The sequence below is a fragment of the Pararoseomonas baculiformis genome (assembly GCF_017813395.1).
Classification (GTDB): Bacteria; Pseudomonadota; Alphaproteobacteria; order Acetobacterales; family Acetobacteraceae; genus Roseomonas; species Roseomonas baculiformis.
Map to the genome: position 1 here is coordinate 71,544 of NZ_JAGIZB010000019.1, position 25,839 is coordinate 97,382.

Sequence of the window (25,839 nt, forward strand, 5' to 3'; positions counted from 1 at the left end):
ACAGACGGGCCCCGGGGAGGCCGATGGAGGAGAGAGTCCGATGATGAACCGTCGCGCCCTGCTTGGCGCCGGGCTGGGGGGCTGCGCGCTTTCCATCCCGGCGGTCCGCGCCCAGGCCCAGGAGAGCTGGCCCAGCAAGCCCATCCGCATCGTCGTGGGCTTCGCGGCGGGCGGGGCCACCGATATCAGCACGCGGGTGATGCAGCCCCGGCTGAGCGCCCTGCTCGGCCAGCCCGTGGTGATCGACAACCGCCCCGGTGCGGGCGGTAACCTGGCGACCGAGATCGTGGTGCGCGCCCCGGCCGATGGCACCACATTCCTGATGGGCACGATCGGCGCGCTGTCCATCAACCCCACGCTCTACAGCAGTCTTCCCTTCGATCCGCAGACGGATCTCACCCCCGTCGCCATGGCGGGAAATGTGCTGAACGTGCTGGTCGTGCCGGCGGACCGGCCCTGGCGCAGCGTGGCCGACCTGATCGCGGCGGCGAAGGCGCAGCCGGAGACGATCACCTACGGTTCCTCCGGCGTCGGTGGGGCCGGGCACCTGGCCGGCGCGCTGCTGGACCAGATGGCCGGGGTGAAAACGGTGCATGTGCCCTATCGCGGTGGCGGCCCGATGATGACGGACCTGATGGGCGGCAAGGTGGACTATGCCTTCTCCACCGCGCCCACGGCGCTGCCGCAGGTGCAGAGCGGGCGGCTGCGGCTGCTGGCCGTCCCAACCCTGCAGCGCGTGAAGTCGCTGCCCGATACGCCCACCGTGGCGGAAACCCTGCCGGGCTACGAGGTGCAGAACTGGTACGCGCTGGTCGGGCCGAAGGGGCTTCCGCCCGCCATCACCGCGCGGATGAACGCGGTGATGCGGGAGACCCTGGCGGATCCGCAGGTCGCCGCCTCGCTCGAAGGGCAGGGGGTGGAGCCGCTTCCCAGCTCGCCGGAGGAGCTGGCGCGCTTCATCCGGGGCGAGAAGGAGAAATGGGCGCCCATCGTGCGCGCCACCGGGGCGAAGGTGGAATAGGCGCATGGATCTGCGCATGCGGGGCCGCCGCGCCCTGGTGATCGGCGGTTCCTCGGGCATCGGCCTCGCCACCGCGGCGATGCTGGTGCGGGAGGGGGCCGCGGTGACCATTGCCGCGCGCGACCGGGCAAGGCTGGAAGCGGCGGCGCGGGAAACCGGGGCGGAGGGCGTGGCCTGCGACCAGTCCGATCCGGAATCCCTGGCCGCGCTGCTGCGGCATCTCGGCGACGCCCCGCTGCACGCCCTGGTCTGCGCGGCCGGCGGCAGCCGCCGCAGCGCTTTCGAGGACCTGCCCGACGAGGCCTGGCTGCAGAACTACGAGTTCAACATCCTCGGCACCGTGCGCGCCATCCGCGCCATGCTGCCCGCGCTGCGGCGCGCGGGGGATGGGCGGGTTGTGCTGCTGGGCGCGGTGTCCGCGCGCCAGCCCACGGCGCATCAGGTCGTCTCGAATGTCCACAAGGCCGGGGTGCTGGCCCTGGCCAAGACGCTGGCGCTGGAACTGGCGCCGGACGGGATCGGGGTGAACAGCGTATCGCCCGGCCGCGCGCTCACGCCGCTCTGGCAGAGCCGCGCCGCGCAGATGGCGCGGGATGAGGGCATCACCGAGGCCGCGGTGCTGTCGCGCGTGGCCTCGGACATTCCCATGGGCCGGCTGGGCAGCGCGGAGGAGGTGGCGGCGATGGTTGCCTTTCTCGCCTCGCCCGCCGCTTCCTATGTCACCGGCCAGGCCATCGCCGTGGATGGCGGGCTGCAGCGGGGGATCTAGGGCGGCCCGTCCGGCCCGTTCCATCGTGCCGAGGCCCGCGCGTTCAGGGGAAGGGCGCTGGCCGGCAGTGGATCGCTATCCGCGATCCCCCGCGCGCTGCCATTCACGCCGGCGAGGAAATGCGGCTCGCTGATGGTCAGCGGGCCCGGATAGATCTGCCCGCCGGCGCTACCCGACGCGCAGCAGGGTGGGGCCGTGGCGCCGCAGCCAGTCCTGCGCGGCCTCGCGATGCGGCGTCAGGCGGGAGACATGGGCCCAGAAGCGGTCCGAATGGTTCAGCTCCCGCAAATGCGCCACCTCATGCGCCACCACATAGTCCAGCACCCAGTCCGGGGCCATCACCAGCCGCCAGGAGAAGGCGAGGGTGCCGTCCGGCGCGCAGCTCCCCCAGCGGGAGCGCGTGTCCTTCAGCCCGATGCGGCGGATCTTCACCCCCAGCATGGCGGCATGGCCGGTGGCCAGCACGGCGATGCGCCGCTTCGCCTCCGCCTTGAGGAAATCCCCCACGCGGCGGGTCAGGAAGGCCTTGTCCCCGGCCACCACGATCTCCCCGTTCCACAGGATGGCGGGGCCGCGGGCGGTGGGGTCATGCCGGATCACATGGGGCACGCCGCCCAGGGGCACGCTCTCCCCCTCCAGCAGCGGCACGGGCGGGGCAAGGCCGCTCAGCCGCTCCTTCACCCAGGCGGCATGGGTGGTCAGCAGCGCCATCCCGGCGCGGCGGCTGGAGCGGGGAGGGAGGGTGATCACCACCTCCCCCGCCCGCGGATCGATGCGGAGCGAGACCCGCCGCGCCCGGCTGGAGCGATTCCAGCGTACCGGCGTGGGCGTCGGGAGGGCCAGCGGATGAGCCCGCAGGGGGACGCTCTCGGTCTCGTTATGTTCCATGATCCGGAGAATGGACCCTCCCAGGGGTCCGGTTCAACGGCTTGACAAGGACTCGGTGGGGCATGTGGATGGCGCGATGCCTGAGAGTAGTGAAATCAGCAGTTTAGGGAGAAGCCCCGGGCGGATCGCCTTCGCCCACGGCCTGCGCGGCCTGGCAGCCCTGGCCGTGCTGCTCAGCCACTACACCGAGCATTTCTGGAACCACCGCGCCGCCGCCGCGACCTTCCTGGGCGCGCCGGAATGGGAAGGGCCGGCGCCCGCGGTCGTGGCGGTCCATGCCTGGTTGCCCGAAGACTTCGCGGGGCATTTCGGCGTGGCGCTGTTCTTCCTGATCAGCGGCTTCGTCGTGCCCTTCTCCCTGTTCGGGCGCGGCCGGGCAGGCTTCGCGCTGGGGCGCTTTCTCCGGATCTGGCCGACCTATGTCGCCGGGCTCTCGGTCACCATGCTCGCCGTCCTCGCCTCCTCCCGGTATTTCGGGAGGCCCGTGCCCTTCGGCTGGGCCGAATGGCTGGCGCAGATCCTGTTTATCCGGGACCTGCTGGGCATGTTCTCCATCGACGGCATCGTCTGGACGCTGGAGATCGAGGTCCGGTTCTATCTTCTCTGCCTGCTGATCGCTCCGGTTCTCTGGAAGGGGCAGGTGCGGCCGTTGCTGGCCACAGGGCTGGTGCTGACCGGGGTCTTTGCGATCCTTGGCGCCATGCCCCTGCCGGCGGGCTGGGGCGGCGGGCTGGGTGAGCTGGCGCTGAGCGCGCAGATGATCACCTTCATGCTGGTGGGGGCGGTATTCGGGGCGTGGCATCGCGGTACGGCTGGCTGGACCGCCTGCCTCGGGGCAGGGGCGGCGCTGCTGGGCCTCTTCGCCCTGCAATGGGCTGGCGGGGTGATGGCGGGCCAACTCCTGCCGGGGCTGGCCTCCTATGGGGCGGCGCTGGCCCTTTTCGCGGCCCTCTTCGCGCGCCGCCACGCCATCCGGCGTGTTCCCCGGCCCTGGGATTGGCTCGCCCGCATCAGCTACCCGCTCTATGTCGTGCATGGCGTGGCGGGCTATGCGGTCATCCGGCTGATGCTGGAAGCCGGGGCGCCGCCCCTGGCCGCCATCCTCCTCGCGGCCCTGCTCGCCTTCGGGTGCGCGATCCTCCTGCACCGCCTCGTGGAGGTCCCGACCCAGAGGGCCGGGCACCGTGTCAGCCGGGATGGGCCTTGAACTCGATCTCCACGAAGGAGAAGGGCTCGGTGCCATTGTTGACCACGTTGTGCTCCACCCCCGGCGGGCGGGTGTAGGAGACGCCGGCCTTGATGCTGGCCTCCCGGATCGCGCCCCCCGGCTCCTCCAGCAGCATGGTCCCGTCCGTCACGGGAACCACCAGATAGCCCCATCCGTGGCGGTGCCAGCCGGTTTCTGCGCCCGGCGGGAAGTCCCAGCGGGTGACGCGGGCCGTGTCGTCATCGGCCTGGACCGTGGCGATGGCAGGGATGCGGCAGCGCAGGGGTTCGGACATCGGGCTCTTCGCGAAAGGGGAAGGGAGGAGGCTTCAGGGCCGCCCCCGCGCCGAACTTAGGGTCCTTTCCCCCGCGCGGGCCATCCCCGCCGGCCGCTTCTTCAGGCGAAGACGATATCGCCATCAGAGATCGCGTTGATCCCGGGCAGGAAGATCGCGTTGCCTGTGCCGTAGTCGATCTCCAGCCCGCTGGTTCCCGCGGCATCGCGGGAGGGATTGGCCCAGACTGTGCCTGGCTGCACCCCCCGAAGGATGATCCGGTCCAGCCCGGGCTGGAAATCGGTGATGACGTCGTCGCCGTCCCAGTCGTCGAAAACGAAGCTGTCCGCGCCGGCCCCGCCGGTCAGCCGGTCATTCCCCTGGCCGCCCTGGATCCAGTCATGGCCCGCGCCGCCCTTCAGCACGTCGTTGCCAGTTGTATCCCACAGGCTTTGCGGGCGCGTGGCCGAGGAGCGGTCGATGACGGTGTCGCCGGATGTTCCGCCAACGGGGATGTCGCCGAAGGTGAGATCCCCCGCCGCCAGCGCCTTCACCCCCTGCAGGGTGATGGCGTCCTTGCTGCCGGCCACCGAGACGAGCACGCCGGCACTGGAGGCCTTCCAAGTCACCTGGGACGCCTGCAGCCCGTAGAAATGCAGCTTGTCCGTGCCGGACGCGAAATCGGTGATCACATCCTTCCCGTCGCCGGCATAGAAGGCGAAGACATCCACCCCGGCGCCGCCTGTCATGGTGTCCGCGCCCTTCCCGCCGTGAAGGCGGTCATTCCCGGTGCTGCCCTCGATGCGGTTGGCGCCCGTATCGCCTTCTGCGAGCAGGATACGAAGCGGCGCGGGCTGGAATGGCCCGGGCAGGTCGGCGAACTGGTAGGCCCGGATGGAATCGATCCGCATCACGGCCGAGGCCTGGCCATCCACGGCACCAGGCCAGCTTCCCTCGCCGCCCACGGCAAGGTTGGCCAGCATGTACATCGGGCTGTGCATGTCGGACGGCGTGGCGGTGGAGAAGAGTTCCGTGCCGTCGAGATACCAGGTGAGCCGGTCCGGACGCCAGGAGACGGCATAGCTGTGGAAGCCGGCCGAGAGGTCCTCTCCCCAATACGCCCCCTGGGCCTGGCTATGCGTGCCGGCGGCCTGGGAATGGGCGGTGGTGTAGATCCGCCCCGGCGCCCCGCCGAGAACCTCCATCACATCCAGCTCCGAAGGCCACACGCCATCCGCGCGCAGCAGCCAGAAGGCGGGCCAGAAGCCGCTGCCCGCCGGGATCTGTGCGCGCATCTCGAAATAGCCATAGGTCTGGACATGGCTGGCGAGGGAGGTGATCAGGCCGCTCGAATAGGTGAGCCCGTCCGGCAGGCCTTGCGCGGGGCGAGCGGTGATGTCGAGCACGCCCGCGCCATCGGCGCTGCCCAGGGAGAAGGGATCGGGCCCGGCCACGGCATCGCCGTAGAACTGGACCTCGTTGTTGGAAGCCTGGGTCCGGCCGCCCCAGATCAGGGTGGACCGCCACACGGCCGCGCCATCCGTGCCCAGGCCGCTCGGGCTGGCGGCAAACCCGTTGAACTCATCCTCGAAGGTAAGGCGGAGGCCGGTGATGGAGGAGGCGGGCAGGGCGAAATCGGCCGCTGTGAGCCGGGCCTTGTCCAGCCCGGCCAGGATGACGGCATCCCCGCCGCCCAGATCGAGCACGGCATCGGTGCCGACCTGGGTGAGGTGGTCCAGCACCACGCTGAAATCCGTGAAGGCATCGAAGCCGCCGCCCAGGACGATCCGGTCCGTGCCCGGCTGGAAATCCGTCACGATGTCCCGGCCGCCGCCCGGCAGGAACAGGAAGGCATCCGCGCCTTCCCCGCCGGCCAGGATGTCGTCGCCGCCCGCGCCGTCCAGCAGCTGGGCGCCGTCGCCGCCCGCCATGATGTTGGGCAGCGCATTGCCGGTGCCGGAGCTGCCGGCGTTCTCGACCGACATGTTCTCTACATTCAGGGGCAGCCGGTAGGCCGGGGCGTAGGAGACAACGGTATCCACCCCGCCGCCTGGCTCCTCCAACACCTGGTCGTCCATTTCCCAGATGAAGTAGGTGTCATCGCCCAGGCCACCGGCCATCGTGCCGCCGCCGCCCGGGCCGTAGATGTAGTCGGCCTCCACCGTTCCCTGCATGGCCTGGCCGCGGCGTTCGAGGCCGCTGATCCAGTTCCTGGGGGCAGCACTGGTGGCGAGCCAGACGCCACTGGCGTTCTGGCCCGGTGAAAGCCGGACGGGCATGGGCTGGAGCCTTGAAATGGCCCGGCAGCCGGAAACCCCGCCAGGCACGCTACAACCTAGGGTAGCAGCGCGCCTCCGTTCCGTGAAGCGGAATGTGAATGCAAGGCGACGCGCGGAGGCGGCGGCTCATGCGGTGCTCAGGCCGCGTCCCGGAGCAGCCCGGCGTCTTCCAGCCCGGGCAGGGGCAGGGCGCCCGTGGCCTGCCAGGCGGCCCAGACGCGGTCCGCCTCCTCCCGGGTCAGGCGGGTATGCGGCGGGCGGATCTGGCGCCAGCCGTCATCCCCGGTGCTGCGGGCGATGATCTCGCGCAGGCCGGGGATCAGGGGCACGGTGCCGGCGGCGGCGCGGCAGCTGTTCATCATGGCCTGGCCCGCATCCGCCTCCGGCCCGGTGCGGTGGGTGTAGACCTGCTGGGCGAAGCGGCAGCTGAGATTGGTGGCGGCCGTGATGCAGCCGGCGGCACCCAGGCCGAGCATGCGCTGGAACAGGCTGTCCCCGCCCGGATAGACCTCGAAGCCGCGCGAGGCGAAGGCCCGGATATAGGCCTCGGTCTGGGCAGCATCGCCCGTGCTGTCCTTGATGCCGCGCACCACGCCGGGGAAGGCCTCGATGAGGCGCCCCACCAGTTCCACCGTCAGCGGCACGGCGGATTGGGCGGGGAAGTGGTAGAGATAGATCGCCAGCCCGCCGCCGATCCGCTCGATCACCTCCGAGTAATAGGCGAAGAGCCCGTCCTCGCTGGGGTTCTTGTAGTAGAAAGGCGGCAGGACCAGCACGCCGGGGCAGCCGAGGTCGCGTGCATGGCGCGACATCTCCACCGTGTCGGTGATGTTGGTGAAGCCCGTGCCGGGCATCATGCGCGCAACCGGGATGCCGTTGCGGGCCAGCTTCTCCAGGATCTCGCGGCGCTCGTTCAGGCCGAAGGAATTGGCCTCGCCGGTGGTTCCGAGCACGCCGATGCTGTTGCAGCCATTGGCCAGGAGCCATTTCGCGAGATGGGCGGTGCGCCGGTGGTCGGGCGAGAGATCCGCATGCACCGCCGTGATCAGCGCGGCATTCACCCCCGCGTAAAGCGCATCCGTCATCCGGCTTTCCTTCCCTTCGCCTTGGCCGCGGCCACCGCCGCGCGGGGCGCCTGGCCCCCCTTGCGGGACCCGGGCGGCCAGCGGCCCGGCCAGGTCACCACATGATCTTCCAGCGCCCCGGCCTCGCGCTCCGAAATGGCGCGGCCGCGCACGGAAATGCCGGCCTTGTGCACGCTTTCCGGATCGCCCGAGACCAGCGGGTGCCAGTCCGGCAGATCCCCGCCGCGGGCGAGGATATGATAGGCGCAGGTGGGCGGCAGCCAGTCCAGCGCCGCCAGCATCTTGGGCTTCAGCTGCACGCAATCCGGCACATGGTCGCGCCGATTGGCATAGTCGCGGCAGCCGCAGCCCTGGGTATCCAGCATGCGGCAGGCGACATTGGTGAAGTGGATCTCCTCCGTCTCCTCGTCGCGGATCTTGTGCAGGCAGCAGCGGCCGCAGCCATCGCACAGGGATTCCCATTCGGCCCGGGTCATGGCCGAAAGGGACTTCCGCTTCCAGAAAGGCAGGGGGTCTGACACGCCGTTCCTCTACACCCGGGGCAGAGCGGACGGAAAGCTTGACCTGCCCGGCCCCATGGGGCGAAACGGGAACATGCCGCTGGACCTGAGCATGCCCGAGCGCACGGCCGCCACCTGCCGCGCCGCCATGCGCTTCTGCGCCCGCAACCGCTGGGCGCCCCTGGCCGAGATGCCCATTCCCTGCGGCCGGCGGCTGGACATCATGGCCCTGACACCCGAGGGGCATCTCTACGCCATCGAGGTGAAGTCGGGCCCGCGCGACTTCCTTTCGGACAACAAGTGGCACGAGTACCGGGACTGGTGCGACCGGCTCTATTTCGCGGTCGATTGCGATTTCCCGCAGGAACTCATCCCCGAGAAGATCGGGCTGATCGTCAGCGACGGCTTCGACGCGGTGCTGGTGCGGGACACGGAGCACAAGGCCCTGGCCGGCGCCCGCCGGAAATCCCTGATGCACCGCTATGCCGTGCTGGCGGCGGGCCGGCTCGCCGCCGCCTGCGACCCCGTGGGCGCGCAGGAGATGCGGGCCGCGCTTCTCTGCGAGTAGCGCTGTTCGTCAAGACCCGCCTCCTGCGTCTTTGATGGCGTGGCCGCGCGGAACCGCTTCTGCGCCTGGCCGTTCTCCCACCGCGCCCGTTCCCCCCAGGGCGCCTTCTCGGAGATCCCCGACATGCTTCGCCGCAGCTTTCCGCTCGCCCTCGCGGGTGCAGCCCTCGTTCCCGCCATGGCCCAGGCCCAGAGCCAGCCCCAGGGCCAGGGCGCCGGTGCCACCCGTGCCCCTGCCGCGGGCGCGACGCCCCAGGCCAATACCCCGCCCATGAACCTTGCGGGCATGCAGCCCGAGCAGCTGGCCAAGATGACGCATGAGGCCGGCGCCTTCTCCCTCGCCACCGCGCGGATGGGCATGGAGAAGGCCACCAATGCCGAGGTGAAGCGCTTCGCCAATTTCGAGGCGCGGGAGCAGGAGGCCGTGGCGCAGGCCATGAAGATGGCCGGCCACAACTTCCCCGAGCCCCAGTTCGGCGGCCAGAAGTACCAGACGATCCAGCGCCTGCAGTCCACCAGTGGCGAGGCCTTCGACCAGCTTTTCCTGGAGGTGCAGGAGCAGGGCCACCAGGAGCTGCTGAACCTCACCACCGCCATCGTCGAGGGCCAGGCGCCCACCCCGGACAAGATCACCGCGCTGCTGGCCAGCGACCGGATCCGGGAGCACCTGATCGACATCGGGACGCTGCGCGGCCGCCGCTGAGGCGGGCGCGAGGGCGCGGCGGCAACCCGCCGCCGCGCCTTAGCGGCCGATATCGGCGGCGCTGATCGCCCGTTCCGGCAGCAGCTCGGCCAGGCGCACGACGCCGCCCCATTCCTGCACCATCAGGCCGCCCACCACCTCGTCGATCCGGCGATCGGCGCCCTTCACCAGCAGGTCCGGGCGGATGGCCTCGATCGCGGCCTCGGCCGTGTCCTCGTCGAAGAAGGTGACGAGATCGACGCTGGGCAGGGAGGCGATCACGGCGGCCCGGGCCGCTTCGGCCTGGATGGGGCGCGCCGGGCCCTTCACGCGCCGCACGGCGGCGTCGGTCTGCACGCCCACGATCACCCGGTCGCACCAGCGCCGCGCCTGTTCCAGCAGGTGCATATGGCCGGGACGCAGCAGGTCGAAATGCCCGTCGGTGAAGCCCACGCGCCAGCCGCGGCGGCGCCAGCGCTCCGCCAGCTCCGCGGCGCGGCTGCGGGAGACGATCTTGCGCAGCGTGCCATGCTCGCCGCTCATCGCCTCCAGCATGTCCGTGTCGCGCGCCACCGCCGTGCCGAGCTTGCCGACGACCAGCCCGGCCGCGACATTGGAGAGCCGGGCCGCCACAGGCAGGGGCAGTCCCGCCGCCAGCCCTGCCGCGACCACCGCCACCACCGTGTCGCCGGCGCCGGAGACATCGACCACCTCCGCCGCCTCGGCGGGGAAGTGGTGCACGGCGTCGCCGTCCAGCAGCGTCATGCCGTCCCGCCCGCGGGTGACGAGCACGGCGCCGATCCCCAACCGGTCCCGCATGGCACGGGCGGCGGCGAGGAGGGAGTGCTCGCTCTCCACGCTCATGCCCGTGGCGCGGCGCAGCTCCGCGCGGTTCGGCACCAGAAGGTCCGCCCCGGAATAGAGGGAGAAGTCTTCTCCCTTGGGGTCCACCACCACGCGGCGGCCGGCCGCGTGGGCGGCGGCGATCAGCCGTTCCGGCACGTCCCCGGCCAGGACGCCCTTCCGGTAGTCCGACAGGATCATCACCTTGGTGGCCGCCACCGTGTCCTGCGCGATGCGAACCAGCCGGTCCGCGAGGCGCGGGTGGATGGGCTGCGCCACCTCCTGGTCCGCGCGCAGCAATTGCTGGCCGGAGGCGATGAAGCGGGTCTTGGTGGTGGTGGCGCGGCCGCCCTGCACCAGCAGCCAGGGTTCCACCCCGGGCTGGCCGCCGATCAGCCCGGTGAGGTCCGACCCGGCCTGGTCATCCCCGACAACGGAGAGGAAGGCGACCGAGGTGCCGAGGGCGGTGAGGTTGCGCACCACGTTCCCGGCCCCGCCGGGCATGGCCACCTCGCGCTCCACGCTCAGCACGGGCACGGGGGCCTCGGGCGAGATGCGGTTCACATGGCCATAGACCGTGCGGTCCAGCATGGCGTCGCCGACCACCAGCACCGAGGCACGCCGGAGGGAACGCACGGCCTCCGCGAGGTCGGCGGCGGCCATGGGCAAGGCAGGGGTATCGGGCGCGGCGCCGTTCATCGCATCCGGCGTAGCCCGCCGCCGGGGCGGGTGGCAACCGGGCGTTGCCCTCGGTGACCAAGCATTAACCGCGGGAGGTGCAGATTCGGTGCCGTGATGTTCCCTGTCACGCATCCGGCCCAGGATGGGCCGGCGCCGCTCGCGGCCCTCCTGTTCCGCCCGGGCCCGGCCCTGGCGCCGGAGGCCCATCGTGTCGCCTGCGCCCTGCTGGAGGATGCGGCCCGCCGCCGCGGCGGGCGCGCTTCGGCAGATGAGGATGGAGGCTGGCGCCTGGTCGCGGCCCCACCGGCACTGGAGGTGGCCCGCCGTACCCTGGCCGCCGTGCTGCATGGCCGTGACGCCGCGCTGGTGACCGAAGCCCTGGCCGCCCCGCCGCCGCCCGCGCCCGGGCAAAGGGGGCTGGAAGCCATGCTGGCCACCCGCCCCATCGAGCAACTGGTGGAACGCCGGGCCATCCTCGGCTTCGGCGCGGGGGGGATGCCCCGCCCTGCTGGCTGGCGCCTGCGGCCGGACCGGGCCGCCATCGCCGCGGCGCTGGGCGCGGGCTGGGTCGGCGCTCCCTGGCAGGCCCATGGATGGGAGCTGGTGGCACGCCGCATCGCGGCCCTGCCCTGGCCCGGGGAAGGGCCCCTGCATCTGGACCTTCCGCCCGAGGTGCTGCCGCCACGCGGTGCGCCGCCCTTCCTTCCCGTGCTTCCCCCCCGTGCCCTGGCCAGCCCACCCCCCGTGCCTTTCGCCGTGGATGGGCCGGCCGCTGCCGCGCTGGGAATGGTGGATCCGGCCTATCTCCGGGCCCAGGTGCTGCACCTGGCCTATGAACCCGCCCTCGACCTGCTTCCGGCCACCTTCTGGGGCCTGCTCGGCCCGGGCCGCGTGGTGCTGGAGGGGGTCGAGGACGAGGCGGGGCTGCGCTGGGGGCTGGCGCGGGGGATCGCCCGCTTCAGCGGCCCGGAACCCGACCGGGTTCTGGCCGCGCTGCGACGGAGGGGCGGATGAAAGCGCAGGGGCTGGCACTGCCGGACCCGCCACCCCTCACAGGGCCGGAGGGCGGCGCGGCGGAGCTGGCGGCGCTTGTCCGCCGCTGCCTGGCCTCCGGTTCCGTGCGGGACGTCCTGTGGCTGCGCCTTTCCCGCCTGCCCAGGGGGCTCGATCGCCCGCATCACCGCCGCCTTCTGCGGGAGGCGCTGGCCCTGCCCCAGCACGCCCGCCGCGCGCGCGTTTTCCACCTGCCCGATGGCGACATGGCCGTGGCTACCGCCCCGCCGGACACGCTGCGCCCGGCGGTGCTGCGGGTGCTGGACGGGGCGGTGGAGGAGGCGGCGCTGGTGCAGGTGATCCGCAGCCTGCGGCTGCCGGAGGAATCGGGCGCGCTGCTGGCCGTGCTGGAGGAAAGCCTGGGCCTTGCCCCGCCCGCGCCGGAACCCCGCGCCGCCTTGCCGCCGCTGGAAGCCGCGTCCCTGGCCGCGATCCTTCCGGGGCTGGCCCAGGCCGATCCCGCGCCCTATCTGCGCCGCCAGCCTCTCTGCCGGCTGACGCCGGAGGGAGAATCCGGAATCCTCGCTGAATCCGTCGCTCCCATGCCCGGCGCGCTGCGGGACCGGCTGCTGCCCGGGCAGGGGCTGGAGGATGTGCCAGCCCTGGCCGCGCAGCTGCGCCTTTCGCTGGAGCTGCGGATGCTGGCGGGGATCGCGCGGCCGGAATGGCTGGCGGCACCTCGGCCGCTGCATCTCTCGCTCTCGGTGGCGGCGCTGACGTCGGATGCGTTCCTGGCCATGGATGGGCGTTTGCCTGGCGCCGTGCGGCCGATGCTGACGCTGTGCATCCCGGCCGCCGGGATCCTGTCGGACTCGGCGGGCTTCGCGCTCGGGCGGGACCTGGCCGTCAGCCGCGGCTATGGGCTGGCCTTGGAGGCGGGGTGCGGCGCGGCGTTGGCGTTGTTGCCGCCAGGGCGGATCGGGGCAGGGATGCTGCGCCTGGCCTGGTCGGACTCCCTGCCGGCCGATCCCGGACCGCTGGCGGCCGTGACGCGGGCCGGGCTGCCGGTGGTGCTGACGGGGGCGGACCGCACCGCGGCCATCGCCTGGGGCTGGGAGAACGGGATCACCTTGTTCCAGGGCCGCGCGACGGACCGGCACCTGCGGCAATGATGCCTTGTGAAGCGGACCGTCCTGGCCGGCCGCCGTGCCGGGGCCTATGCCCCTGCCATGCGCCACGCCACCGATCCCGCCGCCCCCGCCATCGCCGCCGAGGGGCTGACCAAGCGCTATGGCGAGGTGCTGGCCGTGGATTCCCTGAGCTTCATCCTACCGCGGGGCGCCACCTTCGGGCTGCTCGGCGGCAATGGCGCCGGCAAGAGCACCACCATCTCCATGCTGCTGGGCTTGCTGATCCCCAGCGCGGGCCATGTGCGCGTGCTGGGCCATGACATGGCGCGGGATCGTTTCGCGGCCCTGGCGCGGGCCAACTTCTCCTCGCCCTATATCGCCCTGCCGCACCGGCTGAGCGTGCGGGAGAACCTGAAGGTCTATGCGCATCTCTACGGCGTGGCGGATGCGGGCGGCCGGATTGCCGAGCTGGCCGGGCAGCTTTCCCTGACCGAATTGCTGGACCGTCCGGCCGGCGATCTCTCCGCCGGGCAGAAGACCCGCGTGGCCCTGGCGAAATCCCTGATCAACCACCCGGACGTGCTGCTGCTGGACGAGCCGACGGCAAGCCTGGACCCGGACACGGCGGACTGGGTGCGAAGCTGGCTGGAACGCTACCGGGCGGAGAGCGGCTGCGCGATCCTTCTCGCCTCCCACAACATGGCGGAGGTGGAGCGGCTCTGCGACCATGTGCTGATGCTGAAGAAGGGGCGGCTGGTGGATAGCGGCTCCCCGTCCGAATTGCTGGAGCGCTATGGCCGCGACGACCTGGAGGAGGTGTTCCTGGATATCGCGCGTGGCCGGCAGGCGGGGTAGCGGGCGGTGGTGATCGAAGCGCCCAGGCCCAGCCGCTCCTCCGGCTCCGAGGCCTATGACCTGCTGCTGGAGGCGATCGACAGTGGCGCCCTACCGGCCGGCACCCGGCTGCGCGAGGCGGAACTGGCCGAGCGCTTCCGCATCAGCCGGACCCCGGTGCGCGAGGCGCTGAAGCGGCTGGAGGCGCAGGGGCTGGTTCTGCACGAGCCGCATCATGGCGCCGTGGTGGCCAGCCTGGACTACGGCCAGATGACCGAGCTCTACCACATGCGGGAGGTGCTGGAGGGCACGGCGGCGGGTCTGGCCGCCACCCATGCCACCGCCACCGAGGTGGAAATCCTGCGCGAGATGGTGGAGCGCGACCGGGGCCTGCTGGAGGATCCGGTGGCGCTGGCCGCCACCAACCGCGCCTTCCACCGCCAGATCCGGCTTTCCGCCCGCAACCGCTTCCTGAACGCCATGCTGGAGAACATGCGGATCTCCCTGGCGCTGCTGGCGGGCACCACCCTGGCAGTGCCGAAGCGTGGCGCGGAATCGGTGGAGGAGCATGCCGCCATCATGGCTGCGATCGAGGCGCGGGACGCGGCCGCGGCGGAAGCGGCGGCGCGGCGGCACATCCGGAACGCCTTCAAGGTACGGATCGGGCTGGAGCACTGGGAGGGACGGCGGGGCTGAGCCCCGGCCTTCCGGCCTCCCCCTGCAGGACGGCACTGCCGGTATCGAGCCACGCTCATCGAGGGCGCGGCTTGAAACGCGCCCGTCAAGATCGTATCCCCTGGCATACAAAATGGGATGCGGGAGGAGATGCCGGATTTTTCGCGGCTCTGGGACGTTCTGGTCATCGGCGGCGGGAATGCGGCCCTCTGCGCGGCCGTAACGGCGCGCCAGGCCGGGTGCTCGGTGATGCTGATCGAGCACGCGCCCAAGGCCTTCCGCGGCGGCAACAGCCGGCACACCCGCAACATGCGGACGATGCACGCCGCCCCGACATCGGTGCTGACCGAGGCCTACCTGGAGGACGAGTACTGGGACGACCTCCTGCGCGTGACGGGCGGGCAGACGGACGAGCACCTGGCACGCATGACCATCCGCCTGACCCAGGAGGCGCTGCCCTTCATGGAAGCCTGCGGGGTGCGCTTCCAGCCCTCGCTTTCCGGAACGCTGAGCCTGAGCCGGACGAACGCCTTCTTCCTCGGCGGCGGGAAGGCGCTGGTGAATGCCTATTACGCCACCGCCGAGCGGCTTGGGATCGAGATCCTCTATGACACCGAGGCGGTCGATCTGAGGATGGAGGACGGCTTCGTCCGGGAGGTGGTGATCGATCACCGCGGCTTCCCCGAGACGGTGCGCGCGAAGACCGTGGTCGCCTCCTCCGGCGGCTTCCAGGCCGACCTGGAATGGCTGGAGAAGGGTTGGGGCCCGGCGGCGCGGAACTTCCTCATCCGCGGCACGCCCTATGCCAAGGGAAAGGTGCTGCGGAACCTGCTGGACCAGGGCGTGGGACAGGTGGGCGACCCCACCCAGTGCCATGCGGTGGCGATCGACGGGCGCGCGCCGAAATTCGATGGCGGCATCGTCACGCGGCTGGACTGCGTGCCCTTCTCCGTCGTCGTGAACAAGCACGGCGAGCGCTTCTATGACGAGGGTGAGGATGTCTGGCCCAAGCGCTACGCGATCTGGGGCCGGTTGGTGGCGCAGCAGCCGGACCAGGTGGCCTATGCCATCATCGACGTGAAATCCGAGAGGCTGTTCATGCCCAGCGTCTTCCCCGCCATCAAGGCGGATACGCTGGGCGAGCTGGCGGTGAAGCTGGGGCTGGAGCCGGAGGCGCTGGAGAAGACCGTGGCCGCGTTCAACGCGGCCTGCGTGCCCGGCGCATTCAACCCCACCGGCCTGGATGGTTGCCGCACGGAGGGGCTGGCGCCACCCAAGACGCATTGGGCGCGGCCCATCACCGATCCGCCCTTCTTCGGCTATCCGCTGCGGCCCGGCATCACCTTCACCTATCTCGGCGTGAAGGTGGACGAGAATGCGCGGGTGCTGATGGACGACGGCAAGCCGAGCGCGAACCTCTTCGCCTCGGGCGAGATCATGGCGGGTTCCATCCTGGGCAAGGGCTACCTGGCCGGTTTCGGGATGGCGATCGGCACCGTCTTCGGACGGATCGCGGGCAGGGAGGCCGCGAGGAATGCGCGAAACTGAGGCCACCACCGATGCCCGCCGCGCGATGGAGGTGTGCAACGCCTGCCGCTACTGCGAGGGCTATTGCGCCGTCTTTCCCGCGATGACCATGCGCCGGGAATTCAGCACCGGCGACCTGAGCTACATCGCCAATCTCTGCCACAACTGCCGCGGCTGCTACTACGCCTGCCAATACGCGCCGCCGCATCCCTTCAACATCAACCTGCCCCAGGTGCTCGCCCAGGTGCGGGCGGAAACCTATGAGGAATATGCCTGGCCCGGTCCGCTGGCGGGGCTGTTCAAGCGCAACGGCACCGTGGTCTCGCTCGTCACGGCGGCGGCCATCGCGCTGACCCTCATCCTGACCATGGCGCTGGTGGATCCGCGCGTGCTGTACCAGCCGCAGATCGGGCCCGGCGCCTTCTACCGCGTGATCCCGTGGTGGCTGATGGTCACGCTGGCCGGGGGAACCTTCCTCTTCTCCATCCTCGCCCTTGGCATGGGGTTCCGCAATTTCTGGCGCGACACGGGCGGACGCCCCGACGAGCTGACGCGGCCGAAGCCGCTGGCCGTGGCGCTGCACGACATCCTCACGCTGAAGAACCTGGGCGGCGGAGGAGGGGGCTGCAACGACGTGGACGAGGGATTCTCGCAGCTGCGGCGGCGGTTCCACCACTTCATGTTCTACGGCTTCCTGCTCTGCTTCGCCTCCACAACCACCGCGACCTTCTACGACCACATCATGGGGCACCCCGCGCCCTATCCCTTCTGGAGCCTGCCCGTGCAGCTCGGCACCTGGGGCGGGGTGGGCATGGTCATCGGCACGGCGGGGCTGATCTGGGTGAAGGTGGTTTCCGATCCCGCGCCGGCGGCCCGCAACCTGCTGGGGGCGGACTACGCCCTGCTCATCCTGCTCTTCCTCTCGGCCTTCACCGGGCTGCTGTTGCTGGGGCTGCGCGCGACGGGGGCGATGGGCGTGCTGCTCGCCATCCATCTGGGCGTGATCCTCGCCCTGTTCGTGATCGTGCCCTACAGCAAGATGGTGCATGGCGTGTACCGGTCCGGCGCGCTGCTGCGCCATGCGCTGGAGCGGCACCCCACGCCGCCGCCGGGCAACAAGCCCTCCGACCGCGCGCTCGGCTCGGCGGCCTGAAGCGGGACGAAAACACTGGCCCGGCGAAGCGGCCGGGCGGAAAATGGCGGAGGCGGCGGAGAAGCCGCCCCGGGAAAACGGGCGGGAGGAACGGATATGCTGGAGAATGCGGGAAAGGTGCTGCGCATCAGCCCGATGCGCGAACGCGTCTCGCCGGCTGAATGGCAGGCGCGGATCGATTGCGCGGCCTCATACCGGCTGGTCGCGCATTACGGCATGGCGGACATGATGGCGAACCACATCTCCGTCCGCGTGCCGGGGGAGGACAACGCCTTCCTGATCAACCCCTATGGCATGATGTATGAGGAGATCACGGCCTCATCCCTCATCAAGGTGGATCTCAGCGGCGCCATCCTCGACAAGCCGGACTACGGGGATTTCGACTTCGGCATCAACCGCGCGGGCTACGTGATCCATTCCGCCATCCATGGCGCGAAGCATGAACTCGACTGCGTCATCCACACCCATACCTGGCCCGGCATGGCCGTCTCATCCCTCCAATGCGGCCTGCTGCCGCTGACGCAGACGGCGATGCGCTTCACCAATATCAGCTACCACGACTATGAGGGCGTGGTGCTGAACCTGGATGAGCAGGAGCGGCTGATCCGCAACCTGGGCGACAACAACGCCATGATCCTGCGGAACCACGGGCTGCTGACGGTGGGCCGCACGGTGGGGGAGGCATTCAACGCGCTGCACCGGCTGGAACTGTCCTGCAAGGCGCAGCTCGCGGCCATGGCCTGCAACACCCCGCTGGTTCAGGTGCCGCAGCCCGTGCTGGACGCCACCTTCCAGAACTACCAGCCGAATGTGCGCCGTCCCTACGGGGTGATGGAATGGCCGGCCCTGCTGCGGATGCTGGACCGGCTGGACCCGAGCTACGCCGAATGACTCTCACGGCCAGGGGGCGGGATGCGTGCCCCCTGGCCGGGGGCGGGCTATTCCACCCGCGCGCCGGAAAGCCGGACCACATCGGCCCAGCGCTTGATCTCCGTGTCGATGAAGGTGCCGAACTCCGCGGGCGTGCTTCCCACCGGATCCGCACCCTGGTCCACCATCTGCTTCTCGAGCTCGGGCCGTTTGACGATGGCGGCGGCATCGGCCGCGATCTTCTGCACGATGGCTGGCGGCGTGCCGGCCGGCGCGGCGATGCCGAACCAGGAGGAGGCATCGAAGCCCGCGAAGCCCAGCTCCACCATCGTCGGCACATCGGGCGCGGAACGGGAGCGGTGCTGGCTGCTCACCGCCATCGCCCGCAGCTTGCCCGCACGAATCTGTTCGATGACCGAGGGGATGGTGGCGAACATGAAGTCGATGCGGCCGCTCAGGAGGTCGTTCAGCGCTACCGCGCCGCGATAGGGAACATGCGTGGTCCGGGTGCCCGCCATCTGGTCCATCATTGCGCCCGAGAGATGCGACGAGGTGCCGACGCCCGTCGAGCCGTAGGACAGCGCCCCCGGTTTCTCCTTCGCCAGCTGCAGCAGCGCCGGAAGGTCGCGGGCGAGATGTTCCGGCCGGACGACAAGGATGTTCGGCACGCCCGCGAGCAGCGTGACGGGCGCGAGGTCCCGCCGCGTGTCATAGGGCATGTTGCGGTAGAGCGACTGGTTCACCGCGAGCGGCCCGACCGAGCCGACGAGCAGCGTGTAGCCATCCGGGGCGGAGCGAACGACATGTTCCGTGCCGATATTGCCGCCGGCGCCGGGCCGGTTCTCGATCACCACCGGTTGGCCCCAGCTCTCGGAGAGATGGTTCCCGACGAGGCGCGCGATGATGTCCGTCGTGCCGCCCGCCGTGAAGGACACGATGACGCGGACCGGCCGTTCCGGCCAGGATGCCGCAACCGCACGGGATGCGAGGGCAAGAGCTGGCGCGGCCAGCAGCAGGTTGCGGCGCGTGGTCATGCTGTTTCCTCCGGTTCCGGCCGTTCACTTCCGGCTCTGTTCCGGTATCGTCATGCAGCGCACGCTGCATATGCAATTCAATTCGTCGGGCCTGGATAACGGCTCGGATCAAAGGGAGAGAAACATGGAGAGGTTCGGAAGGCGTGGGTTGCTGGCGATGTCGGGCGCTTCGCTTGCCATGCCTGCCATCGCGCAGCGTGGCTGGCCGGATCGCCCGGTGACGCTGCTTGTTCCCTATGCGGCGGGCGGGTCGAACGACGTGGTGGCGCGGCTTCTGGCACCGAAGCTGCAGGCCATACTTGGCCAGTCTTTCGTGGTGGAGAACCGCACCGGCGCGGGCGGCTCGATCGGCACGGCGGCGGTGGCGCGCGGGCCAGCGGATGGCAGCCTGTTCCTCGTTTCCTCCGCCAGCAACCACGTCATGTATCCGATCGTGGCGCCGGGCTCGATTCCGGATCCGCGCGAGGCCTTCGCGGGTGTTTCCATGCTGGTGGACGTGCCGCTGGCGCTGACGGTGGCCAACAAGCTGGGCGTGAAGGACCTGCCCGGCCTGCTGGAGCTGCTGAAGCGCGAGCCCGGCCGGCACTCCTTCGCCTCGTCGGGCGTTGGCGGATCGCAGCATCTGGCGGGCGAGCTCTTCGCCATGAAGGCGGGCGTCGAGATCGTGCATGTGCCCTATCGCGGCGGCGGGCCGGCGCTGAACGACCTCGTCGCGGGGCAGGTCTCGATGGCCTTCCTGAACCTGCCCACCGCGCTGCCGCAGGACAATGCGGGCACGGTGAAAATCCTGGCGGTGGCGGGGGACCGCCGCTCGGCGCTGAAGCCCGAGATCGCCACCGTGGCGGAATCCGGCGTGCCCGGCTTTGCCGTGCGTTCCTGGACCGCGCTCTTCGCTCCGCGTGCCACCCCGCGGGAGATCATGGCCCGGCTGAATGCTGCCGTGAAGGAATGCCTGACGGACCCTACCACCAAGGCAAGGCTCGCCGAGCTGGGAACCGAGGCAGAGCCTTCGGCGCCCGAGGCGCTCAACGCCTTCGTTCGTGAGGAATTCGACCTCTGGGCGCCCGTGATCCGCGCCGCGAAGGTCACGGCGGGCTAGGGGCGCCGCTCGCGCGCTTGGCAGGGGCGCGGCAGGCTCGCGCATGCTAGGTTCGGGGGATGGATCACCTATCCTCCATACCCCGCTCCTCCCGCCGTTTCCTGCTCCTGGGCCTTGGGGCGGCCCTGGCCGCACCGGGCGCCGCCCAGGCCCAGGCGGCGCCGTCTCAGGTGGTTGAGGGGTTCCACGCCACGCTGATCGACCTGATGCGCAACGCGCGGCAACTCGGCATCCGCGGGCGCTACCAGCGGCTGCAGCCCGCAATGAACTCCGCCTTCGACCTGGCGGCGATGACGCGCATCGCGGTGGGGCCCTCCTGGTCTCGCATGGCGCCGGAGCAGCAATCCGCCCTTATCCAGGCCTTCTCCAACTGGTCCATCGCGACCTATGCCAACCGCTTCAACGGCTTTTCCGGCGAAAGCTTCACCACCACGGGCGAGACCACGCTGCAGAATGGCGATCGCCTGGTCCGCACCAGCCTCAACCGGGTGAATGACGCGCCGGTGCAGCTGAACTACCTGATGCGCAATACCAGCGCGGGCTGGCGTATCGTGGACGTGTATCTCACCGGCACGATCAGCGAGCTGGCTTCCCGCCGCTCTGAATTCGCCACCCTGCTGCAGCAGGGCGGGGCTGACCGGCTGGCGGCGGAACTGCGGCAGCAGACGGAGCAACTGCTGCGGGGGTGATTTCTCCGCTGGCGGCCCCCGGGGAGAGGAAGAAGGAATTCTTCCTCTCCCCGGACCCCTCACCATCATCTTTTTCTAGCAGTTGGAGCGGTTTCGCTGACGGTGCGCCTCCGGTCCATGACCGGAGGAGACTGCAAGGTCAGGATAGAGAATAAGAAATCCCTGGTGCATCGCATCCGCGGCAGCCAGACGGGGTTCCAAGGGCCTCAGGCCCTTGGCGGGTGAGGTCCGGAGAGGGCAGAGCCCTCTCCGGTAACCGGCAGTTCAGGACCGACGCCGCACGGTCTGGAGCGGCTTATTGAGCGCCCGGGTCCTCAAGCACGTCGATCCGGTCGCCGGTATCGCCGACCCGGCCCAGCTCAGCGTTGCGGCGCTGCTGCCACACGCTGCGCAGCCTTGCGTAGAAGTCCAGCGAGCCGCTGCGGAGCTGGTCCAGCCCCTCGATGTTCTGCTCGCGCAGGTCGATGCCGCCCACCACGGTGCGAGCGACATTCGCCTCGAAGGGCAGCAGCCAGCTGATCGGGTTCATGAAGCCATCGGCTACCATGCCCACCGTGTCCCGCGTGTTGGAAGGGCCGGCGAGGGGAAGCATGAGATAGGGCCCGTCATCCAGGCCCCAGCTGTAGAGGGTCTGCCCGAAATCGCCGGTGCGGCGGGCGATGCCGAAATCGGTGGCCACGTCGAAGAGCCCGCCGAGGCCCACGGTGGAGTTGAAGAAAAACCGCATCGTCGTGTGCCCGGCATCGAGGAAGCGGCCCTGGAGGAGATTGTTCGCGAGGATGCGCGGCTCCGAGATGTTGTCGAGGGCGTTGCGGATCCCGGTGCGGGCGAATTCGGGCACCACCTCGCGATAGCCCAGCGCCACCGGGCGCAGCACCGCGTCGTCCACGGCCAGGTTGGCGTCCAGGATGTCGCGGTTGATCGGCTCCAGCGGGTCGCCCGGCGTGGAGGCCAGCTCGCCATCCGTTCCTCGTGTGGCGCAGGCGCCAAGCGAGAGGGTGGCGGCGAGGATGAGCGGAAGGCTGCGACGGAGCATGGGGGGAGCATAGTGGCCGCCGCGCCAGGGCACAGCCGCCAATCGCGCAAGAGCCCGTGAATTACGCGGCAGGGTGCTTCGGCGGCACGGCCAGCAGCGCAGGGCGGAAGATCAGCGTGACCAGGAGCTCCCATCCCAGCGAGATCATCAGCAGCCGGCCCATGCTGGCCGTGCCGGGATGGCTGGAGAACCAGAGCGCACCGAAGGCCGTGGCAGTGGTGAGGGCGCTGAAGATCACGGCACGGGTCAGGCTGGATTGCAGAAGCTCGTGCTCCCCCGCGCGCCAGGCGATGACGAAATAGATGTTGAAGGCCACCCCCATGCCGAAGAGCAGCGGCAGGGCGATGATGTTGGCGAAGTTCAGCGGCAGGTCGAGCGCCGCGCAGGTGGCGAGGGTGAGCATTCCGCTGAGCAGCACGGGCAGCATGGCCAGCAGCACGTCCTTCGCCCGCCGCAGCACCAGGGCGAGAAGGATGACGACCGCGAGGGCGGAGAGAAAGCCGGCCTGGAGGAAGGCGGTGACGATCATGTCCCCCGCCGCCTGGATGGAGATGGGCACGCCCACCGCTTCCGGCGCCACGGCCTGCACGGCTTCCGCGAAGCGGCGCAGGACGTCGTTGTCGTTCGGGTTGCCGCGCGGATAGACCTCCAGCCGCAGGCGACCGTCGCGCGCGGTCCAGTCCTCCACCAGTTCGGGCGGCAGATCGGCGAGGGTGACGGGGCCGGCGGAAAGCAGGGCGCGGGTCTGGGCCAGCAACGTGTTCAGCGGGGCGACCACGGCCTCCGCGGCGGCGGCGCGCTGGGCGGGGGTGCCGGCAGCCAGGCGGGCGAGCGCATCGGCCAGGCGGCGGGCCGCCGCCGCCGCATCCTCCCGCCCCTGGCCCGCCGCATCGCGCAGGGCCGCCGTGGTGGCGTTGAGGCTGCGCAGCAGCGCCGCATCATCCGGCGGCGGGAGGGGTTCCACCCCTTCCAGCGTGGGGCCGAGCAGCATGGCGGCGTCCTGCACCAGGGCCAGCTTTTCCTCCTGCTGCGCGGGGATGAAGCTGGCGAGCGAAACGGTCCGCAGCACCTCCGGCAAGGCCTCGAGCCGGCGGCCCAGCGCTTCGGCTTCCGCAAGGGAAGGGAGCAGGATGCTGATGGTGTTCGGCGTTCGGTCCGGGTCCGCCATCAGCTCCGCGATGGTGGACATGGACTCCACCTTGGGGCTGCGCAGGTTCAGCGGGTTGAAGTCGAAGCGGACCAGGGGAAGCAGGGCAAGGCAGATGGCCGCAGCCAGGGCCGATGCGGCCAGCACCGCGCGGCGGTGGCGGTGCAGGGCGTGCTCCACCGGGGCGAGGGCGGCATAGCCGAGTTCCGCCCGGCCACCGGCGGGTGGTCGCATCAGCACGAGCAGGGCGGGAAGCAGGGTGATGCTGAGCAGGAAGGCGATGCCCATGCCCAGCCCCGCGATCATCCCCAGTTCGGCCACGCCGATATAGCTTGTTGGAAGGAAGGCGAAGAAGCCGGCGGCGATGGCCGCAGCCGCCAGGGCGAGGCTGCGCCCGACGCCGCGCCCCGCCTCCGCCAGAGCCTTCCGGATATCCGGATGCACCAGCCGTTCCGCCAGGCAGCGCACGCTGAGCTGGATGCTGAAATCGATGCCGAGCCCGACGAAAAGCGGGATGAAGGCGACGGAGATCAGGTTGAACCGCCCGGTGGCCATCAGCCCCAGCCCGGCCGTGATGATGAGGCCGAGAAAGGTGGTGGCAAGGATGGCAAGCACGAAACGGACGGAGCGGACCGCCACCCAGAGGATGCCGACCAGCGCCAGCACCATGGCGCCGGTGACCAGTTCCGCATCCTCGGCCAGGCTTGCGAATTCCTCGTCCGCCAGCGGCACGGGGCCGGTCAGGCGCAGGGTGACGCCATGAGCGGGATCGAGGTCCAGGCGCCTGGCCATCTCGCGGATGGCCTGGCTGCCGGCCTCGCCGGGCTGCAGCGCGCCGTAATCCATCACGGGCTGCACCAGGATGAAGCGCCGCGTCTCCCGCGGACCGGGTGGGCTGCCAGCGATCAGGCTGCGCCAGGAGAAGAAGGCGGGCCGGCCGGCCAGCACGGCCTCGAAGCTCTCGGCCAGGGCGCTGGCGGCGGGGGCGATGTCGCGCAGCCCGGCCTGGCCGCGCGCCACGCCCTCCAGCACCGTGGAGAGGCTGCCGAGCACGCCGCGCAGGCTGGGATCGGCCGCGAGCGGACCCAGGAAGGGCTGGGCGCGGATGAGCTGTTCCGCGGTGGCCTGCACCTCCTCCAGTGGCAGGAGGAGGAGGCCGTTGCGGTCGAAGAAGGGGCCGCCATCCGGGCGCCGCACGCTGCGGAACAGGGCGGGTTGCTCCCGCAGTGCGTCCGTGAGGCGCGTGGCGGCCGCTTCGGCGATCTCGGCCGTGGCGCCGTCGATCACGGCGACGATCTGGTCCTGCTTCTGCGGGAAGGCGGCGCCATAGGCGATCTCGCGCTGGCGCCATTCAAGATCGGTGGAGATCAGTTCCGCCGTGTCCGTGGTCATGGCGAAATGGCGCGTGGTGTAGAACAGCGCGGCGGCGGAGAGGACGAGGCCCAGCAGCAGCACCAGCCAGGGCCGGGCGGCACTGAAGGCGGTGACGCGGCCGATGAGCGATGGACTGGTCTTCACGGCGGCGCCCCACGCATGGTTCGGGCCGCCCCTCTGCGTCCGGGGCGGCGGACCGCGCCCGGATACACCGCCAGGGTTCAGCTTGCCATCGCGCCGCGGCGATCGGGGGCGCTGGAGCGCCCTGTCCTGTCCCTCCCCAGAGCGTGTCGTGCGGTGGCGGCGACCTGTGGTGCGTTGAGGCCGGCGAGGTCGTACTGCTTTTTAGGGTTGTCGTGGTCGATATAGGTGTCGGGCAGGACGAGGGGGCGGAAGCGCAGTCCGCCGTCCAGCAGGCCGGCATGGGCGAGGTGCTGGGCGACGAGGGAGCCGAAGCCGCCCACCGATCCTTCCTCGACGGTGACGAGGACGGCATGGTTGCGGGCCAGCCGCTCGAGGAGTTCGGTATCGAGCGGCTTTGCGAAGCGGGCATCGGCGACGGTGCAGGAGAGGCCCTGGGCGGCGAGTTCGTCGGCGGCCTTCAGGGCCTCGGCGAGGCGGGTGCCGTAGGAGAGGATGGCGATGCTGCTGCCCTCGCGCAGCACGCGGCCGCGGCCGATGGGAAGCGGGGTGCCGCGGGCCGGGAGTTCGAGCCCGGTGCCCTCGCCGCGCGGGTAGCGGAAGGCGATGGGCCCGCTGTCATGGGCGGCTGCGGTGGCCACCATGTGCATCAGCTCCACCTCGTCGGCGGCGGCCATGAGGGTCATGTTCGGGATGCAGCCGAGATAGGCGATGTCATAGGCCCCGGCATGGGTCGCCCCATCCGCCCCCACCAGCCCGGCCCGGTCCATGGCGAAGCGCACGGGCAGGTTCTGCAGCGCCACGTCATGGACCAGCTGGTCATAGGCGCGCTGGAGGAAGGTCGAGTAGATGGCGACGAAGGGCCGGAGCCCCTCGGTGGCCATGCCGGCGGCGAAGGTGACCGCGTGCTGCTCGGCGATGCCCACGTCGAAGCTGCGGCGGGGGAAGCGCTTCTCGAAGGCGTCCAGCCCCGTGCCGCTGGGCATGGCCGCCGTGACCGCCACGATCCGCGGGTCGGCCTCGGCCTCGGCGATGAGCGCGTTGGCGAAAACCTTGGTGTAGGAGGGCGGCCCCGGGGGCGCCTTGGCCTGCTCGCCGGTGACGACGTTGAACCTGACCACGCCGTGGTACTTGTCGGCCGAGGCCTCGGCGGGGGCGTAGCCCTTGCCCTTCTGGGTGACCACATGGAGCAGGATGGGCCCGCTCTCCTCGGCCTCGCGCAGGTTGCGCAGCACGGGCAGCAGGTGGTCGAGGTCGTGCCCGTCGATCGGGCCGACATAGTAGAAGCCCATCTCCTCAAAGAGCGTGCCGCCCGTGAGCATGCCGCGGGCATACTCGTCC

Annotated in this window: 24 protein-coding genes; 14 read left to right on the forward strand and 10 right to left on the reverse strand. The window is 70.5% G+C overall.

The genetic code is table 11. From position 1 onward, the window contains the following. The first annotated feature begins 40 nt into the window (after nucleotides 1-40). Nucleotides 41-1,021: a Bug family tripartite tricarboxylate transporter substrate binding protein gene (locus J8J14_RS18025; RefSeq protein ID WP_209380935.1), complete on the forward strand. Its 981-nt coding sequence runs from the start codon at nucleotides 41-43 to the stop codon at nucleotides 1,019-1,021. A 4-nt stretch (nucleotides 1,022-1,025) separates the two neighbouring features. Continuing rightward, on the forward strand, nucleotides 1,026-1,790 hold the full coding sequence (locus J8J14_RS18030) for an SDR family oxidoreductase (RefSeq protein ID WP_209380936.1): 765 nt from the start codon (nucleotides 1,026-1,028) through the stop codon (nucleotides 1,788-1,790). A 168-nt stretch (nucleotides 1,791-1,958) separates the two neighbouring features. On the opposite strand, the gene J8J14_RS18035 is transcribed toward J8J14_RS18030, so the two are convergent. Then, nucleotides 1,959-2,678 (reverse strand): M48 family metallopeptidase, encoded by a 720-nt coding sequence (locus tag J8J14_RS18035; protein WP_209380937.1) that lies wholly within the window; start codon nucleotides 2,676-2,678, stop codon nucleotides 1,959-1,961. 76 nt (nucleotides 2,679-2,754) lie between these two features. On the opposite strand from J8J14_RS18035, the gene J8J14_RS18040 reads away from it, so the two are divergent. Then, nucleotides 2,755-3,885, forward strand: a complete 1,131-nt coding sequence (locus J8J14_RS18040; protein WP_209380938.1) for an acyltransferase family protein — start codon at nucleotides 2,755-2,757, stop codon at nucleotides 3,883-3,885. Here the strand turns inward: J8J14_RS18040 and J8J14_RS18045 are convergent. From J8J14_RS18045 to J8J14_RS18060, 4 genes are all read right to left on the reverse strand, one after another. Next, a complete protein-coding gene (locus J8J14_RS18045; protein WP_209380939.1) occupies nucleotides 3,866-4,180 on the reverse strand; it encodes a cupin domain-containing protein in 315 nt (104 codons plus the stop codon). The genes J8J14_RS18040 and J8J14_RS18045 overlap by 20 nt on opposite strands. 101 nt (nucleotides 4,181-4,281) lie before the next feature. Beyond that, nucleotides 4,282-6,438 (reverse strand): family 16 glycosylhydrolase, encoded by a 2,157-nt coding sequence (locus J8J14_RS18050; RefSeq protein WP_209380940.1) that lies wholly within the window; start codon nucleotides 6,436-6,438, stop codon nucleotides 4,282-4,284. Nucleotides 6,439-6,575: 137 nt separating this feature from the next. Beyond that, a complete protein-coding gene (locus J8J14_RS18055; protein WP_209380941.1) occupies nucleotides 6,576-7,523 on the reverse strand; it encodes a dihydrodipicolinate synthase family protein in 948 nt (315 codons plus the stop codon). Then, nucleotides 7,520-8,044 (reverse strand): YcgN family cysteine cluster protein, encoded by a 525-nt coding sequence (locus J8J14_RS18060; RefSeq protein WP_209380942.1) that lies wholly within the window; start codon nucleotides 8,042-8,044, stop codon nucleotides 7,520-7,522. The genes J8J14_RS18055 and J8J14_RS18060 overlap by 4 nt, the downstream gene beginning before the upstream one ends. Nucleotides 8,045-8,117: 73 nt before the next feature. Between J8J14_RS18060 and J8J14_RS18065 the strand changes: the two genes are divergently transcribed. Together J8J14_RS18065 and J8J14_RS25645 are read left to right on the forward strand one after the other, a co-directional pair. After that, nucleotides 8,118-8,591 (forward strand): MmcB family DNA repair protein, encoded by a 474-nt coding sequence (locus tag J8J14_RS18065; RefSeq protein ID WP_209380943.1) that lies wholly within the window; start codon nucleotides 8,118-8,120, stop codon nucleotides 8,589-8,591. Between the two features lie 39 nt (nucleotides 8,592-8,630). Further along, complete coding sequence (locus tag J8J14_RS25645; protein ID WP_209380944.1) at nucleotides 8,631-9,293, forward strand: DUF4142 domain-containing protein; 663 nt, start codon at nucleotides 8,631-8,633, stop codon at nucleotides 9,291-9,293. A gap of 39 nt (nucleotides 9,294-9,332) precedes the next feature. Here J8J14_RS25645 and rfaE1 read toward each other — a convergent pair whose 3' ends face one another. Continuing rightward, nucleotides 9,333-10,814, reverse strand: a complete 1,482-nt coding sequence (gene rfaE1, locus J8J14_RS18075) for a D-glycero-beta-D-manno-heptose-7-phosphate kinase (protein WP_209380945.1) — start codon at nucleotides 10,812-10,814, stop codon at nucleotides 9,333-9,335. 96 nt (nucleotides 10,815-10,910) lie between these two features. Here rfaE1 and J8J14_RS18080 point away from each other — a divergent pair, with 96 nt between their 5' ends. From J8J14_RS18080 to J8J14_RS18110, 7 genes are all read left to right on the forward strand, one after another. Next, nucleotides 10,911-11,810, forward strand: a complete 900-nt coding sequence (locus J8J14_RS18080) for a hypothetical protein (protein ID WP_209380946.1) — start codon at nucleotides 10,911-10,913, stop codon at nucleotides 11,808-11,810. Then, the gene (locus J8J14_RS18085) at nucleotides 11,807-12,961 is read left to right on the forward strand and encodes a hypothetical protein (protein ID WP_209380947.1); all 1,155 of its coding nucleotides are present in this window, start codon (nucleotides 11,807-11,809) and stop codon (nucleotides 12,959-12,961) included. Before J8J14_RS18080 ends, J8J14_RS18085 begins: the two co-directional genes overlap by 4 nt. 6 nt (nucleotides 12,962-12,967) lie before the next feature. Beyond that, on the forward strand, nucleotides 12,968-13,774 hold the full coding sequence (locus J8J14_RS18090) for an ABC transporter ATP-binding protein (RefSeq protein ID WP_456307526.1): 807 nt from the start codon (nucleotides 12,968-12,970) through the stop codon (nucleotides 13,772-13,774). Nucleotides 13,775-13,783: 9 nt separating this feature from the next. After that, nucleotides 13,784-14,449: a GntR family transcriptional regulator gene (locus J8J14_RS18095; protein WP_342452483.1), complete on the forward strand. Its 666-nt coding sequence runs from the start codon at nucleotides 13,784-13,786 to the stop codon at nucleotides 14,447-14,449. A 129-nt stretch (nucleotides 14,450-14,578) separates the two neighbouring features. After that, nucleotides 14,579-15,976 (forward strand): FAD-dependent tricarballylate dehydrogenase TcuA, encoded by a 1,398-nt coding sequence (tcuA, locus tag J8J14_RS18100; RefSeq protein ID WP_209380949.1) that lies wholly within the window; start codon nucleotides 14,579-14,581, stop codon nucleotides 15,974-15,976. After that, complete coding sequence (tcuB, locus tag J8J14_RS18105) at nucleotides 15,963-17,108, forward strand: tricarballylate utilization 4Fe-4S protein TcuB (protein WP_209380950.1); 1,146 nt, start codon at nucleotides 15,963-15,965, stop codon at nucleotides 17,106-17,108. The genes tcuA and tcuB overlap by 14 nt, the downstream gene beginning before the upstream one ends. Before the next feature lie 96 nt (nucleotides 17,109-17,204). Further along, nucleotides 17,205-17,999: a class II aldolase/adducin family protein gene (locus tag J8J14_RS18110; protein WP_209380951.1), complete on the forward strand. Its 795-nt coding sequence runs from the start codon at nucleotides 17,205-17,207 to the stop codon at nucleotides 17,997-17,999. Nucleotides 18,000-18,046: 47 nt separating this feature from the next. Here the strand turns inward: J8J14_RS18110 and J8J14_RS18115 are convergent, their stop codons facing one another. Further along, on the reverse strand, nucleotides 18,047-19,012 hold the full coding sequence (locus J8J14_RS18115; RefSeq protein WP_209380952.1) for a Bug family tripartite tricarboxylate transporter substrate binding protein: 966 nt from the start codon (nucleotides 19,010-19,012) through the stop codon (nucleotides 18,047-18,049). A 124-nt stretch (nucleotides 19,013-19,136) separates the two neighbouring features. On the opposite strand from J8J14_RS18115, the gene J8J14_RS18120 reads away from it, so the two are divergent. Beyond that, nucleotides 19,137-20,111, forward strand: a complete 975-nt coding sequence (locus J8J14_RS18120; RefSeq protein ID WP_209380953.1) for a Bug family tripartite tricarboxylate transporter substrate binding protein — start codon at nucleotides 19,137-19,139, stop codon at nucleotides 20,109-20,111. A 59-nt stretch (nucleotides 20,112-20,170) separates the two neighbouring features. After that, complete coding sequence (locus tag J8J14_RS18125; RefSeq protein WP_209380954.1) at nucleotides 20,171-20,800, forward strand: ABC transporter substrate-binding protein; 630 nt, start codon at nucleotides 20,171-20,173, stop codon at nucleotides 20,798-20,800. Between the two features lie 295 nt (nucleotides 20,801-21,095). On the opposite strand, the gene J8J14_RS18130 is transcribed toward J8J14_RS18125, so the two are convergent. The 3 genes from J8J14_RS18130 to dxs form a co-directional block, all read right to left on the reverse strand. Beyond that, a complete protein-coding gene (locus J8J14_RS18130) occupies nucleotides 21,096-21,836 on the reverse strand; it encodes an MlaA family lipoprotein (RefSeq protein ID WP_209380955.1) in 741 nt (246 codons plus the stop codon). A 61-nt stretch (nucleotides 21,837-21,897) separates the two neighbouring features. Next, complete coding sequence (gene hpnN / locus J8J14_RS18135; RefSeq protein WP_209380956.1) at nucleotides 21,898-24,501, reverse strand: hopanoid transporter HpnN; 2,604 nt, start codon at nucleotides 24,499-24,501, stop codon at nucleotides 21,898-21,900. Between the two features lie 77 nt (nucleotides 24,502-24,578). Continuing rightward, the coding region (gene dxs, locus J8J14_RS18140; RefSeq protein ID WP_209380957.1) for a 1-deoxy-D-xylulose-5-phosphate synthase at nucleotides 24,579-25,839 on the reverse strand (1,261 nt) is incomplete at its 5' end.